A 13,718-nucleotide genomic window follows, 5' to 3' on the forward strand; every position below is an offset into this window, starting at 1 on the left:
GGAACAGATTGAATTAGGCGTTCTCTCGCTCTTCGCGCAATCGAGCCAGCTCGACCCACTCGCTTACAATTCGAGGCAGTTCGGTCACAACCTCACGACCGAACAGCACCTCATCGACATAGCCCATGTGGAGCATGTCAAAAATTCGGCACAAATAGGCCTTCCCACATTTCCACCACGTGTAATGGGCATCAATCATCAGATAGTGCCGAACATCTACGTCCTCGTGCTCGCGCAACTCTTCCAGCTCCATGCCATCCAAGAGCGTCTCATAAACGCCGTCTGCAACACGACTCCCAAAAGTCGTGGTGTAATAATATTCTTTGATTTCCCAGATCGCGACGGGATTGATCGCAGCAGGAAAAGCGCCATCAACCCGCCTCGCCAACGTCCGCAATGGTGCGCCGTCGCGCGTGATTGTCGTCAGCTCTCTCGGATCATAATTGCAGTCAAAGCTATCCGCGTTGGCTTCGATCATCATATTCACCAAAGCCGTTAAAAACGCCTCGGCCTTCTTCTCACCTTTTTGCTTATTCATTGGAATTGGGCAATTGGGCGAAAACTCGGCAAACTTCTCATCAAATAAAAGCTTGGCTTGCTCAGCCGTCATCAGATTTGGCTCAGCGATCTCCACAAGCGCCTTGGATCGCGCCTCGAAATATTCGATCAGCTCCAACGCAAGGTCGGTCGGTTTGCCGTCCTTTTCGAGCTTCGAACTATCAAGCTCTAGCGCCTCGAACGCGTTGACCATCTGGCGCAACGTCGGAACGATGATCCTGTCTCCTTTGCTGTAGCCAACTTGCTGGCTAAGCGAGCGGACAGATGCCCAAAACGAATGGGGCTTATGCAGATATTTCTCAATCGGGCGCATGACTATCCTGACCCAATCGGCTTTCAAAACGATCCATAAAATCAGCAATGGTGATGCCAAATAGACCGCAAAGAGCGCGAAGTTCGAGAATATCTAATCGACGTTCTCCAGCCTCATATTTGCTAACCATTGATTGATGAATGCCAAGAACCTTTGCCACATCGATCTGGCGATGGCCTGACTCTTCACGCAACTCCCTCAAGAGCGCCTCAAGCACTTTTTGTTCATGGTTTTTCGTGAATCGCCCCGACATCCCTTGACTATAAATTCCGAATCAGGATATTCCAAAAGGACATATATTTTGATCACTGATCATGGACGGGGGACATTTTGCAAAACGCGCTCAATTTAGAATATTGTGAGCCTGAGGTTCAAAACACGACGCTAGGCGTTGCTCCCTACAAAACACAGTTGCTCAAATGGATCGGGAACAAGCAACGCTTCGCTCATGAAATAATCTCGTATTTCCCGAAGCATTTTAACACGTATCACGAGCCATTTCTGGGGTCGGGTGCTGTTCTTGGCGTTCTTGCCCCTCGCAAGGCGGAAGCCTCTGACTGTTTCGAGCCTCTTATTGAGATGTGGCAATGCTTGCAGGAATCTCCAGACACTTTGATTGGCTGGTATCGGGAGCGTTGGGAGCGCATGAAGGCGGGTGACAAGAAAACCGTCTATGAGGAAATCAAGTCCAGCTACAACAAGGGCGCGAACGCCGCCGACATGCTTTTCCTCTGTCGGTCTTGCTATGGTGGAGTGGTAAGATTTCGCCAAAAAGATGGCTATATGTCCACGCCCTGCGGTGTGCATGATCCTATCCATCCTGCCAGCTTCGCTAGGCGAGCTATGGAATGGCACGAGCGCACCAAACACACATCGTTCTCGTGTGTTGGCTATGAAGAGGCCTTAGATCGAGCACGCGAGGGCGACGTCGTTTATTGCGATCCGCCATATTCATACAGTCAGGCCATTTTATATGGCGCTCAGGGCTTTAGCCTCGATGATCTTCTGGTCAGTATCGAAAAGGCCAAAAAGCGCGGGGCGTTCGTTGCGCTTAGCATCGACGGGAGCAAAAAATCTGGCGATCAGGATTGTGCATTTGACTGGCCGACTGGTCTGTTCGCTCAAGAAACTCCCGTAAATGTAGGGCGCTCGATGCTCCGCAGATTCCAAATGGGTGGTGAAACATTGGAATCCGAGCTTGTGAAAGATCGCCTGCTTCTTACCCACTGAACCCGGATTATTCACCGGCAGTGGTCTGACGGGTTGGCGGGAGTGGCGTAAGCATTTGCATTGTTGTAGGAATGTGGTTGCTTAAGCCAGACCTGCAACGGGGCAAAATATGCCACAGACCACACCCGCCGGATGCGATGATAGCGCGTCCGTATTTTCGTTTCCAGCAGTGCGCGGCAAGAAGGTCACAGCTGCGTTTGACGGCGGCAGGCTGACCTCGGATGGCGGGGTCCTGGTGCCGGCTCAGGCCGAGCGCATGATGGGGCTCTGCCAGCGGCTTGCGGCGTGTATTGCCGATCCGCGCGATCCTGCTCGGGTGGTTCATCGGCTTGAAGATATCCTGCGCGCGCGGATGTTCGCGATCGCCTGCGGCTATGAGGATGCCGATGATCTCGACGCTCTGCGCGATGATCCGGGCTTCCGCCTTGCGCTGGGCAAGCTGCCGGGATCGGGTGCGGGGTTGGCCAGCCAACCGACGATGAGCCGCTGGGAGAATGCGCCGAGCACGCGCGAGCTGGCAAAGATGCTGGGGATCATGATCGACATCTACTGCGCCAGCTACCCCACTCCGCCGGCGGCGGTGACGCTGGATATCGATGACACCTGCGACGTCGTGCACGGCTATCAGCAACTCTCCTTCTGGAACGGACATCATGGGGAGCGCTGCTTCCTGCCGATCCATGTCTACGACACGGCAACGGGCCGGCCGGTGGCGATGCTGCTGCGCACGGGCAAGACGCCTTCTGGCAAGGAGGCGGCAGGGCATATCCGGCGTCTGGTGCGCCATCTTCGCCGCCACTGGCCTGATACCCACATCACCATCCGCGGTGACGGGCATTATGGACGGCCCGAGGTCATGGCCTTCTGCGAGGCGGCCCATGTCGATTACGTGTTCGGTCTGCCGACCAACGCCGCGCTGCGCGCTGATCCGGTTATCGTCACTGCCGCCGATGCCTGCGCGGTCCGCCGCGCCGAGTGCCAACTCCCGGTCCTGCGCAGCTATGCCGAGACCCGCTACGGCGCGAAGAGCTGGAACCGCCAGCGCCGCGTCGTCGCCAGGATCGAGGCCAGCACGCTGGGCATGGATATCCGCTATGTCGTCACATCGCTAACCCAAGGCTCGGCTGAATACATCTATGACACGCTCTACTGTGCGCGCGGGCAGGCCGAGAACTTGATCAAGCTGCACAAGACCCAGCTGGCCAGTGACCGCACCTCGTGCCGGTCGGCGAACGCCAACCAGATGCGCCTGATCCTGCACACCGCTGCCTACTGGCTGCTGTGGCGCGTTCAGCAGGCGATCCCAAAGACCACCGCTCTGGCAAAAGCCGAGTTTACGACCCTGCGCCTGCGGCTGCTCAAGGTTGCTGCCCGCGTCATGGAAAGCGCCACCCGAATCCGCGTAGCGTTCGCCTCTGCGTGCCCCGATGCCGATCTGATGCGTGCCATCGTTCTCGCGCTCAAGCCTGCGCCGACGTAGCGGGCGCGGCAGTGCCGCAGAAACCCCGAGCCAAGTCCTTCAACCAGAAAAGCCCATCGATCACAGCGCGGTGAAACAGACGCCAGCGGTGCCGCACGCCCGCTCTACGCCGCCGCACGCAGCAGTGGCGTCAAGCTCGCGCCGAGAGGCGCCCAACCGCATCGCCGTGAATAAGAGAGGTTAGAGTTTCGGACGCCGTGAGGCGTTGGAAACTCTAAACGCAAGCGGAAAGTCCGCTTTGAAGACAGTAAAGCCGTTAGCAGCCACTCGGTACCGACGCGTCTAGTCGCCCCGCCCCACCCCGCACATCCCCGCCTCGGGCAGTCGCTCCGCCTCGGCCAGCGCCGCGGCCGCTTCGCGCGGGCGGTCGGTGGCGAGCATGTCGACGCCGCCCTGCGAGAGTTCGGCATAGCGTTCGTCCGTCCCGAAGCGGTCGATCACGTTGTCGATCGAATTCGGCGAGCGGCCGAGCGTGCCGAAGATCACCTCGACATCGGCCTCGTCGAGCGCCGCGTAGAGGTCGGGCCGGGCAAGCCGCGTGCCGGTGAAGGCGATGATCCGCTCGGCCGGGATGCCTGCCGCGACCGCCTCTTCGAGCGCGTCGGGGCTTTCGATCGAGAGCGAGATCATGGCCGAGGGCGCAAGGCGGTGGAGCTTCTTCGCCGAGGGGATCGAATAGGCGATGAGGATGACGCCCTCCTCCATGCCCTTCTCGCGCACCATCTCGATCACGTCCTCGTAGGATGCGGAGCGCTTGAAATCGAGCTGGAGCACGGTGCGGCCCTTCGCCCAGTCGAGCGCTTCGGCAAGCGTCGGGATCGCATAGGGCGTGACCCATCCCGCGCTGTCGGTGAGGCGCAGCGCGGCGAGGTCTGCCCATGCCTTATCCGCCGCGCGCCCCTCGCCCGTCGTCGTCCGGTCAAGCGTATCGTCATGCATCAGGAACAACACGCCGTCCGCGCTTTGCGCGACATCGACCTCCATCACGGCGGGGATCGCGGTCAGCACCGCGTCCATCGTCGGGATCGCGTTTTCGGGCAGGCCCGGCGAAGGCCCTCCCCGGTGCGCGGAGACGAGCGTGCGCCCTTCCGCCTCGAGGCAGTCGAGCATCGCCGACAGCGAGGATTCGGGCACCAGCCGCCATTGTTCGCGCGCGCTGGATTCGCTGGCGGCGAATCCTGCAAGTCCTAGAACCGCCGCCGCCGCGGCAAGCCTCGCCATCATGTTCTTTCTCCTTGAGGGGAAATGACTTTCATCACCCAAAGTCCCGTCCGCGAACGCCCCCTTGTAGGCGGGCGCGCTTTGCGACATCATTCGCCGCAATAAGGGAGAGAGACAATGGCGCAATACGATCTCATAATTCGCGGTGGAACCATCGTCGACGGCAGCGGGGCGGAGGCCTTCACCGGCGACGTGGCGGTGAAGGACGGCCTCATTGCCGCGGTGGGCCGGATCGAAGGCTCGGCCAGGCGCGAGATCGACGCGAGCGGCAAGATCGTTGCCCCCGGCTTCGTCGACATCCACACGCATTACGACGGTCAGGCGACATGGGACCAGGAAATGGCGCCCTCTAGCTGGCACGGCGTCACCACGGTGGTGATGGGCAATTGCGGGGTCGGCTTCGCCCCGGCCAAGCCCGACCGCCATGAATGGCTCATCAGCCTGATGGAAGGGGTCGAGGACATTCCCGGCACCGCCCTTGCCGAAGGGATCACCTGGGAATGGGAGACCTTCCCCGAATATCTCGATGCGCTGGAAAAGCTCCCCCGCACCCTCGATGTGGGAACCCACGTGCCCCACGGCGCGGTGCGCGCCTACGTGCTGGGCGACCGCGAACGGCCCGGCGCCGTTCCCACGCAGGAGGACATCGAGCAGATGGCGCAGATCGTCGAGGAAGGCGTGCGCGCGGGCGCTCTCGGCTTCTCGACCTCGCGCACCGTGCTGCACAAGTCGGTCGATGGCGAGCTCGTCCCCGGCACCACCGCCACCGAAGAGGAACTGGTTGCGATCGGCCGCGCCATGGGCCGCGCCAAGGCGGCGGGCGGGCACGCCGTGTTCGAGATGGCGAGCGATCTCAACCGCGAATGGAACGAGTTTTCCTGGATGGGCAAGCTGAGCCGCGAGGCGGGCATTCCCGTGACCTTCGCCGCGCTGCAATCCATCGCCAAGGACCTCGACCTCGACGAGCAGATTTCCACGATGCGGGCCGAGAATGACAACGGCGCCAACATCGTCGCCCAGATCGCGCTGCGCGGCAACGGCATCATCATGGCCTGGCAGGGCACGGTCCACCCCTTCGTCTACCGGCCGAGCTGGCAGGCGATCAGGGACCTGTCGTGGGAGGAGCAGAAAGCGAAGCTGCTCGACCCCGCCTTCAAGGCGCAGCTCCTCGCGGAAGCGAACGATTACGCCGACGCGCCGCAGGACATCCTGCCCGTCGTCATGGTGGTGACGCAGGGCTGGACGATGCAATATGAAATGGACCCCGATTTCGACTATGAACCGGGGCCAGAGGCGAGCGTCAACTCCCGCGCCCAGAAGGCCGGGCTGGACCCGCAGGAATACGCCTATGACATGCTCTGCCGGGAGGACGGATCGGGATTCATCTACCTGCCGATCCTCAACTACGCGGACGGGAACCTCGATTTCCTCCACCCGCTCCAGCTGGCCGACGACACGGTCAATTCGCTGTCGGACGGCGGCGCGCATTGCGGGACGATCTGCGATGCGGCTTCGCCGACCTTCATGCTCGAACACTGGGTCAAGGGGCGCCGCCGGGGCGGGCGGATCGCCCTCGAACACGCGATCAAGCGCCAGTGCCGCGACACTGCCGTGCTCTACGGGCTGGAGGACCGCGGACTGATCGCGCCCGGCTATCTCGCCGACATCAACGTGATCGACATGGACGCGCTCAAGCTCGGCAAGCCTTGGCTCGCCTTCGACCTGCCGGCGGGGGGCAGGCGCCTGCTGCAGAAGGCGGAAGGGTACTGCTACACCATCAAGTCGGGCGAGGTGACCTTCGAGAACGGGAAATGGACCGGGGCGACGCCCGGCGGGCTCGTGCGCGGTCCGCAGCGGGTCGAACTGGCCGAGGCGGCCGAATAGCGGGCGCGCATCCGGCCTAGGGCTCGATCACGATGCCCCTGGCCGGATCGACCTTGCCCGCGACCATTTCGAGCCACACCTCGCGCGCGGCGGCGAGTCCCTTTCGCCGGTCGATCTCCACCGCGCCTTCGACCTCGCCGAGGAACCGGTGCCATGCCTGCGCGACCAGTCGGGATGCCTGTTCGCGCCCGTGGTCGCGGGCGAAGGCGATCATGTGATCGGGGGCGAAGAAGAGCTTGGGCTTCGGTCCCGGCGCTTGCTCCCCGCCCTCGGCAAATGCGCTGCGCGCCTCCCTGTGGGTCGCCCCGACGAGGCAGCTGTAGCGAAGCGCGTCGGCGAAATGCCGGTGCACCCGGCCGAGCAGGTCCGCATCGCCGGCGAAATCGACCACAACGGCCGGGCGGGGCTCGATCTCCTCGACCGCGTCATAGGCGACGACCTCGTCATAGAGCCCCGTTCGCGCGACGAAATCGACATTCCCGCGCGAGGTGAGGCCGATCCGCCGCACTTCGGGCGAGCCGGCCCTCGCCGCGCTCGCAAGCGCCATCGCGGTCTTCGACGAGGCGCTGGTGAGCAGGACCGCCTGCGCGCCGAACCAGTCCTCGCGCTTCATGAAATCGGCGATCAGGAAGCCGGTGCGGAACAGGGGTCCGAAGATCATCCGCTCCGCCTCGCGCGCGGGATCGTGCTCGGGATCGGCGGCGAGGCGGGAATACTGGTTGTAGACGGGGCTCATCGGCTGGCGATGCTCGCTCATGTCGGTGAAGCCGGAGGCGCTCACCTTGCCCGGCACCACGTCGAGCGAGGTCCCCATCGGCAGGTAGCCATAGACCCGTTCGCCCACCTCGATTTCGGGATGCCTGCTTTTCGCCACCCGCGCATGGCCCCACATCGGCACGATGCCGTAGGGCGCGGGTGCGGGAAAGAAATCCCAGTATTTGAAGCCGTCCCCGACCACCGCGTAGGTCACGTTGTTGGCAGTCACCGAAAAGCTTTCCACCGCGAGCCGGACGGCGCCATCGGCAAGGCCCATCGGTTCGACATGGACGAGTTCGGCCCGCTCGAGCGCGTCCTTGCGGACCTGGATCTGCTGGATGGTCATGAGCTCTCCTTCTCGCAGGCCGTCCTACAGCCCTGCGCGCCTCATGCCCAGCCGCGAACGGGCGATCACACCCGCATCGGCATCAGCACGTAGAGCGCCGGCGCGCTTTCGTCCTGCCGGATCAGCGTCGGCGCGCCCGCGTCGGCGAGGTGGAGTTCGACCTCGTCCGCGTCGATCTGGTCGAGGATGTCCTTGAGGTAGTTGGCGTTGAATCCGATCTCGAACGCCTCGCTCGCATAGGACGCGGCGAGTTCCTCGGTCGCGGTGCCGTTGTCGGGCGAAGTGACGGAAAGGGTGACCTTGTCCGGCTCGAGCCCCATCTTGACCGCGCGGGTCTTTTCCGTCGCGATGGTCGCGACGCGATCGACCCCGGCAAAGAACAGCTTGGGATCGACCTTCAGGAGCTTGTCGTTGCCGGTCGGGATCACGCGGCTGTAATCGGGGAAGGTCCCGTCGATCAGCTTGCTGGTGAGAACGACCCCGCCTTCCCCGCCGAGGGTAAACCGCACCTTGCTCGCCGAAAGGTCGACCAGCACGTTCCCGTCGAGCGCCTCGTCGAGCAGCTTCCTCAGCTCGCCCACGGCCTTCCGCGGCACGATCACGTCCGGCATCCCCTCGGCCCCGTCGGGCCGCGGCAGGGTGAAGCGGGCAAGGCGGTGGCCGTCGGTCGCGGCGGCTTTCAGCACCGGCTCGTCCTCGTCGGTGACGTGGAGGAAGATGCCGTTCAGGTAATAGCGCGTTTCCTCGGTCGAGATGGCGAAGCGGGTGCGGTCGATCAGTTCGGCCAGCGTGCGGGCAGGCAGTTCGAAACTGGTCGGAAGGTCGCCCTCCACGATCACCGGGAAATCGTCGCGCGGCAGGGTCGGCAGCTTGAAGCGGCTGCGCCCGGCCTTGACCTCCATCCGGTTGTCCGCGGTCTCGAGGCTGACCTGGCTACCGTCGGGGAGCTTCCTCGCAATGTCGAACAGCAGGTGCGCGGACACGGTGATCGCGCCCGGGCTGTCGACCGAAGCGGCCGTCATCGTCTCGACCACCTGCAGGTCGAGGTCGGTCGCCATGACCTTGACCGCGCCGCCCTCGCTCGCCTCGATCAGGACGTTCGAGAGGATCGGGATCGTGTTGCGGCGCTCGACCACCGACTGGACGTGGGACAGGCAACGCAGGAGCGTCGCGCGTTCGATCGTAGCCTTCATGTGCCCCTAGCCTTCATTAGCGGATTCTGTCGTTTCTCGAGTGTGGCAGGAAGGGGCCGGAATCGCCCCTCCAGCGCCGGTGTTCGGGCCGGAACCTTAGCGCGGTGGGTGATGCGGGCAAGATCAATGCCTTCGCGCCGGTCGATTCGCTTGGGGATAAGGGAGCCGCCCGCTCAGCCGGTCATCGCCATCCCGCCGTTCACGTGCAGCGTCTGGCCGGTGACGTAGCCTGCCTCGCGGCTGGCGAGATAGACGCAGGCCGCGCCGATATCCGCGCCCTCGCCCATGCGTCCCATCGGGATGCGCGCGTTGATCGCGGCGGTCTGTTTCTCGTCCAGGGCCGCAGTCATCGCCGAACGGATGAAGCCCGGTGCAAGGCAGTTGGCGGTGATCCCGCGGCTCGCCACTTCCTGCGCGAAGCTCTTGGTCATTCCCGTGAGGCCCGCCTTGGCCGCGCAGTAGTTCATCTGACCCGGATTGCCCGTGGTGCCGACGACGCTGGTGATGTTGATCACCCGTCCGAAGCGCGCCTTCATCATCGGCCGGGCGGCGGCGCGCATCAGGCGGAAGGCGGCCTCGAGATCGATGCGGATGACCTGATCCCATTCCTCGTCCTTCATCCGCATGGCGAGGTTGTCGCGCGTGATGCCGGCATTGTTGACGAGGATGTCGATCCCGCCCAGCGTATCGAGCGTCGCGGGGATCAGTTCCTCGACCTGCGTGGTGTTGCTGAGATCGCAGGTGATCTCGACATGGCCGTCATGGTCGTGGTGCGCGTAGGCCTCGTTCAATTCGTCGCGGAAGGCGCGCAGCTTGGCGGCATTGGAGCCCGACAGCGCCAGCCTCGCGCCCTGCGAGGCCAGCGCGTGGGCGATGGCCGAGCCGATCCCCCCGCTCGCGCCCGTGACCAGCGCATTCATGCCCTTCAGTGAAAACATCTTGTCGCTCCCTTTCACTGGCCCGCGAAATCTCGTGCGCCGACGCGCCGCAAGGCCTTGGCGGCGAGATAGAGCGCGTCGAGCTGCGCTGCCCGATCGGCGCTGTAGCCGGCCGCGATGGAATTCAATCCGCCGTGGTCCCCGGCAAGGTCCGGCGAGGCCGCCACCAGGGCGACACGGGCGCACGGCAGCAATCCGCGCATCACGCATTCTCCTTCGCAAAGGCCTCGAGATCCTGCAGGGTCACGAGGCTCGTCACCTGCGCTTCCGGGGTCGTCCGGCCGACCATAGGTCCGACCACCTTGCCGCCCAGTTCGACGAAGCTTTCCACCCCATCGGCCCGCATGGCAAGCACGCTTTCGCGCCAGCGCACCCGGCCCGTCACCTGTTCGACCAGCAGCGCGCGCTCCTCCTGCGCGTCCTCGACCCGCGCGGCGGTGACATTGGCATAGACCGGCAGCGCCATCGCCGCGGGCGGCGTGTGGGCGAGCGCGTCCGCCATGCGGTCGGCGGCGGGCTGCATCAAGGAGCAGTGGAAGGGGGCGGAAACCGGCAGCAGCATCCCGCGCTTGATCCCGTGATCCTTGACCATGCCGACCGCGCGCTCGACCGCCTCGCGGTGGCCCGAGATCACGACCTGCGTCGGGTCGTTGTCGTTGGCGATCTCGCAGACCTGACCCTGCGCCGCCGCCGCCGCGAGCGCCTTCGCGCTTTCGACGTCCGCGCCGAGCAGCGCCGCCATCGCGCCCTCGCCGACGGGCACGGCCGCCTGCATCGAGCGCCCGCGCAGCTTGAGCAACCGGGCCGTGATGGCGAGATCGAACGCGCCGACCGCGCACAGCGCCGAATATTCGCCGAGCGAATGGCCCGCGACGCACGTGGCCTGCTCCGCGAGTTTCACCCCGAATTCCCGCTCGAGCACGCGCAGCACGGCGATCGAATGGGCCATGATCGCGGGCTGGGCGTTCTGGGTCAGGGTAAGCTCCTCCTCCGGACCTTCGGCCATCATGCCGGAAAGGTTCTGGAGCAGGGCCTCGTTGACCTCCTCGAACACTTCACGGGCGGCGGGGGAGGTTGCGGCGAGTTCCTTGCCCATGCCGACCTTCTGGCTGCCCTGTCCCGGAAAAACGAATGCACGCATTGTATTAAATCCTTGGCCCCGCCGCCTGCGGCCAGGCGGCCCTGAAAATCGAGCGCGCGGGTTAGGAGGCGCTGGGCGGGCTGGCAAGACCGAAGGGCACGACCCTGTTGTCAGGCGTGTGCCCGATCTCGGCCCGGCCGAGATAGCGGATGCCCGCCCGGTCGCACCAGTAGCGCGCGATCTGTTCCGGGCTCTGGCCGAATTCGACGTAGTTCTCCGGCACGTCGCTCACCGCGCCGAGCCTCAGGCCGGCGATGCGCGGCAGGGTGGCGGCGAGGTGGAAGAACAGGCGGTCGACGGCGTAGAGATGCTCGCTCACCTCCTCGACCATCACGACGTGACCGGTGAGGTCCGGCATGATCGGCGTTCCCGCCACCATCGCGAGGGTGATGAGATTGAACGCGGCCGCGGGCGTCGTCCCGTCGAGGCTGGGTTCGACCCCGCTCGTGTCCCCGCCGATCCAGCGCAGCACCCTGCGAACCGCTTCGCGTCCGCGCTCCGAGCGCGCGCTCACCGGCATCGAGCCGTGAACGCATTGCCCGATTCCCGCGCGGTAGAGGGCGGCGAGGAGATAGCCGCAGTCGGAAAAGCCGACATAGGTCTTCGCCCGTGCGGCCGCGTTCATCCGCACCAGCGCGGCCTCTGCGATGCGGTTCGAGCCATAGCCGCCCTTGGCGAACCAGACGACATCATGGGCCGGATCATTGGCGCATTCGACCAAGGCGGCGAGGCGGACGAGGTCGTCGCCCGCGAAATGCCCGGCGCGCGCGAAGCATTGTTCGTGGAAATGCACCGAATGCTGCGGGAATTCGGCGGCGACGAGCGCTTCGAGAGCGCGGGCGTGGTCGCGGGTGATCGGGGTTGCCGGGGCGCAGATCGCGATGTTTGTCACGCGGGTCACCCTATGCCGCTTGTCTTGGCATCCGCAAGCCAATAACCATGCCGGCCATGAGTGACGGGGTCGAAGCCGGGTCGCTGGAGAAGCGTCCGCTCTTTTTCTGCGGCATCGGCGGATCGGGCATGCTCCCGCTCGCCCAGATCGCCCATGGCCGCGGGCACCGCGTGGCGGGCTCCGACCGCAGCCGCGACCAGGGCCGGACGCCCGAAAAATTCGCCTGGCTGGAGCGCAGCGGCTTTGCCCTGTTCCCGCAGGACGGCAGCGGGATCACCTCGAGCGAGCAGGTGCTGATCGCCTCGGCCGCGATCGAGGACACCGTCCCCGAGGTCGCGAGGGCGCGCGAACTGGGCTGCAAGCGAATGAGCCGCGCGGAACTGCTTTCCGCCCTGTTCAACGAGGCGGAATGTTCGATCGCGGTCGGCGGCACGAGCGGCAAGTCGACCGTCACCGGAATGATCGCCTGGATCCTGCACCAGGCCCGCCGCGATCCCACCGTGATGAACGGGGCGGTGATGAAGAATTTCGCGGGAGACGATAACCCCTTCGCCAGCGCGCGGGTCGGCTCGATCGGGTTGTTCGTGAGCGAGGTCGACGAAAGCGACGGCTCGATCGCGCTCTACCGGCCGACGATCGGCGTGCTGCTCAACGTGAGCCTCGACCACAAGAGCATAGAGGAACTGCGCGTCCTGTTCGGCGATTTCCTCTCGGTCTCGGGCCGCGCGATCGTCAACACCGACAGCGAGGAGAGCCGTCTGCTCGCCGGGAAACTGGCCGACCGCCTCACCTTCGGGCTGCGGGATGCGGATGCGGACATCACCATCGAGCCGGGCTCGATCGACGAGGGCGCCTTCGGCATCACTGCCGCCGTGATCGACAATCGCAGCCGCGAGGTCGTTCCGCTGGTCCTGCCGATGCCGGGGCTGCACAACCTTTCCAACGCGCTCGCCGCGATCGCCGCGGCCGATGCGGCGGGGATCGGGATCGCCAAGTCCGCCGAGGCGCTGCGCGATTTCGCGGGCCTCGCACGCCGGTTCGAAGTGGTCGGGACATCGCCTGCGGGCATCACGGTGATCGACGATTTCGGCCACAATCCGGAAAAATGCGCCGCCACCCAGCGAACGCTGAAGGCGACGCCGGGGCGCGTGATCGCCTTTTTCCAGCCGCACGGCTACGGGCCGCTCAAGCAGATGGGCGCGGAGCTCGCCGGGACCTTCGCGCGCGAGCTCGACGACGAGGACGTCACGATCATGTGCGACCCGGTCTATTTCGGCGGCACGGTCGACCGCAGCGTCGGGACCGAGCGGATCGTCGAACTGATCGCGGAAGCAGGCGGAAAGGCGGAACATATCCCCTCGCGCGAGGAATGCGGGCGCCGCATCGTCGAACTCGCCCGCGCAGGCGACCGGATCGTGGTCATGGGCGCCCGCGACGACACGCTGAGCGAGTTCGCCAAGGACGTGCTCGGGCGGCTTTCGTGACCGTCTATGAAGGTGCGAGCCGCCATGCGTGGTGGATGCTGGGCGCGCTGACCGTCGCGGTGCTGTTCGTCGCCGTGATCGACCGGTTTCACGGCCATTCCACGCTCGCCTTCGCCGCCGCGATCGTGGGGCTGGTCGTCGCCAATCGCCGGATGCTTTCGTTCAACTGCCCGCATTGCGGCAAGAACCTGTTCGTCCGCGGGCTGTTCGTGATGCCCTGGCCCAACCGCACCTGCGGGAAATGCGGCGCGCGGCTCGACCGAAAGGAGCGCTGACGCTCCC

14 protein-coding genes are annotated in these 13,718 nt (G+C 64.6%); 5 read left to right on the forward strand and 9 right to left on the reverse strand.

Annotated elements, in window-relative coordinates:
* Positions 1-13 precede the first annotated feature (13 nt).
* Positions 14-871, reverse strand: coding sequence for a hypothetical protein (locus BLU08_RS04475; RefSeq protein WP_090195831.1), 858 nt, complete (start codon positions 869-871; stop codon positions 14-16).
* A complete protein-coding gene (locus BLU08_RS04480; protein ID WP_197676893.1) occupies positions 858-1,088 on the reverse strand; it encodes a helix-turn-helix domain-containing protein in 231 nt (76 codons plus the stop codon). The genes BLU08_RS04475 and BLU08_RS04480 overlap by 14 nt, the downstream gene beginning before the upstream one ends.
* Before the next feature lie 113 nt (positions 1,089-1,201).
* On the opposite strand from BLU08_RS04480, the gene BLU08_RS04485 reads away from it, so the two are divergent.
* The gene (locus BLU08_RS04485; RefSeq protein ID WP_090195837.1) at positions 1,202-2,101 is read left to right on the forward strand and encodes a Dam family site-specific DNA-(adenine-N6)-methyltransferase; all 900 of its coding nucleotides are present in this window, start codon (positions 1,202-1,204) and stop codon (positions 2,099-2,101) included.
* Between the two features lie 109 nt (positions 2,102-2,210).
* Entirely contained in the window at positions 2,211-3,581 is a 1,371-nt protein-coding gene (locus tag BLU08_RS04490) for an IS1380 family transposase (protein WP_090195842.1), read from the forward strand.
* A gap of 282 nt (positions 3,582-3,863) precedes the next feature.
* Here BLU08_RS04490 and BLU08_RS04495 read toward each other — a convergent pair whose 3' ends face one another.
* Entirely contained in the window at positions 3,864-4,805 is a 942-nt protein-coding gene (locus BLU08_RS04495; RefSeq protein WP_157674447.1) for a glycerophosphodiester phosphodiesterase family protein, read from the reverse strand.
* A 114-nt stretch (positions 4,806-4,919) separates the two neighbouring features.
* On the opposite strand from BLU08_RS04495, the gene BLU08_RS04500 reads away from it, so the two are divergent.
* Positions 4,920-6,686: an amidohydrolase family protein gene (locus BLU08_RS04500; protein WP_090195849.1), complete on the forward strand. Its 1,767-nt coding sequence runs from the start codon at positions 4,920-4,922 to the stop codon at positions 6,684-6,686.
* Between the two features lie 16 nt (positions 6,687-6,702).
* Here BLU08_RS04500 and BLU08_RS04505 read toward each other — a convergent pair whose 3' ends face one another.
* The 6 genes from BLU08_RS04505 to BLU08_RS04530 all read right to left on the reverse strand — a co-directional run bounded on the left by BLU08_RS04505 (position 6,703) and on the right by BLU08_RS04530 (position 11,952).
* Positions 6,703-7,788 (reverse strand): DUF2855 family protein, encoded by a 1,086-nt coding sequence (locus BLU08_RS04505; RefSeq protein WP_090195852.1) that lies wholly within the window; start codon positions 7,786-7,788, stop codon positions 6,703-6,705.
* Positions 7,789-7,853: 65 nt separating this feature from the next.
* The gene (dnaN, locus tag BLU08_RS04510) at positions 7,854-8,981 is read right to left on the reverse strand and encodes a DNA polymerase III subunit beta (protein WP_090195856.1); all 1,128 of its coding nucleotides are present in this window, start codon (positions 8,979-8,981) and stop codon (positions 7,854-7,856) included.
* Between the two features lie 173 nt (positions 8,982-9,154).
* Positions 9,155-9,919, reverse strand: a complete 765-nt coding sequence (fabG, locus tag BLU08_RS04515; protein ID WP_090201008.1) for a 3-oxoacyl-[acyl-carrier-protein] reductase — start codon at positions 9,917-9,919, stop codon at positions 9,155-9,157.
* A gap of 14 nt (positions 9,920-9,933) precedes the next feature.
* Entirely contained in the window at positions 9,934-10,086 is a 153-nt protein-coding gene (locus tag BLU08_RS04520) for a hypothetical protein (RefSeq protein WP_172800981.1), read from the reverse strand.
* Between the two features lie 35 nt (positions 10,087-10,121).
* On the reverse strand, positions 10,122-11,060 hold the full coding sequence (gene fabD / locus BLU08_RS04525; protein ID WP_090195865.1) for an ACP S-malonyltransferase: 939 nt from the start codon (positions 11,058-11,060) through the stop codon (positions 10,122-10,124).
* A gap of 61 nt (positions 11,061-11,121) precedes the next feature.
* Positions 11,122-11,952, reverse strand: a complete 831-nt coding sequence (locus BLU08_RS04530) for an LD-carboxypeptidase (RefSeq protein ID WP_090201011.1) — start codon at positions 11,950-11,952, stop codon at positions 11,122-11,124.
* Between the two features lie 56 nt (positions 11,953-12,008).
* Between BLU08_RS04530 and BLU08_RS04535 the strand changes: the two genes are divergently transcribed.
* Together BLU08_RS04535 and BLU08_RS04540 are read left to right on the forward strand one after the other, a co-directional pair.
* Positions 12,009-13,436 carry a Mur ligase family protein gene (locus BLU08_RS04535; protein ID WP_090195869.1) on the forward strand — a complete coding sequence of 476 codons (1,428 nt, stop codon included), beginning with the start codon at positions 12,009-12,011 and terminating at the stop codon, positions 13,434-13,436.
* Complete coding sequence (locus BLU08_RS04540) at positions 13,433-13,711, forward strand: hypothetical protein (protein WP_233996091.1); 279 nt, start codon at positions 13,433-13,435, stop codon at positions 13,709-13,711. Before BLU08_RS04535 ends, BLU08_RS04540 begins: the two co-directional genes overlap by 4 nt.
* The last annotated feature ends 7 nt before the right edge of the window (positions 13,712-13,718 follow it).

Origin of the sequence: Erythrobacter sp. HL-111 (genome assembly GCF_900105095.1) — a bacterium.
GTDB lineage: Bacteria > Pseudomonadota > Alphaproteobacteria > Sphingomonadales > Sphingomonadaceae > Erythrobacter.

Bases quoted from the DNA above. Each gene is read 5' to 3' on its own strand.
- BLU08_RS04475 (WP_090195831.1), bottom strand. From the start codon at position 871: ATGCGCCCGATTGAGAAATATCTGCATAAGCCCCATTCGTTTTGGGCA.
- BLU08_RS04490 (WP_090195842.1), top strand. From the start codon at position 2,211: ATGCCACAGACCACACCCGCCGGATGCGATGATAGCGCGTCCGTATTT.
- BLU08_RS04495 (WP_157674447.1), bottom strand. From the start codon at position 4,805: ATGATGGCGAGGCTTGCCGCGGCGGCGGCGGTTCTAGGACTTGCAGGA.
- BLU08_RS04500 (WP_090195849.1), top strand. From the start codon at position 4,920: ATGGCGCAATACGATCTCATAATTCGCGGTGGAACCATCGTCGACGGC.
- BLU08_RS04505 (WP_090195852.1), bottom strand. From the start codon at position 7,788: ATGACCATCCAGCAGATCCAGGTCCGCAAGGACGCGCTCGAGCGGGCC.
- dnaN (WP_090195856.1), bottom strand. From the start codon at position 8,981: ATGAAGGCTACGATCGAACGCGCGACGCTCCTGCGTTGCCTGTCCCAC.
- fabG (WP_090201008.1), bottom strand. From the start codon at position 9,919: ATGTTTTCACTGAAGGGCATGAATGCGCTGGTCACGGGCGCGAGCGGG.
- fabD (WP_090195865.1), bottom strand. From the start codon at position 11,060: ATGCGTGCATTCGTTTTTCCGGGACAGGGCAGCCAGAAGGTCGGCATG.
- BLU08_RS04535 (WP_090195869.1), top strand. From the start codon at position 12,009: ATGAGTGACGGGGTCGAAGCCGGGTCGCTGGAGAAGCGTCCGCTCTTT.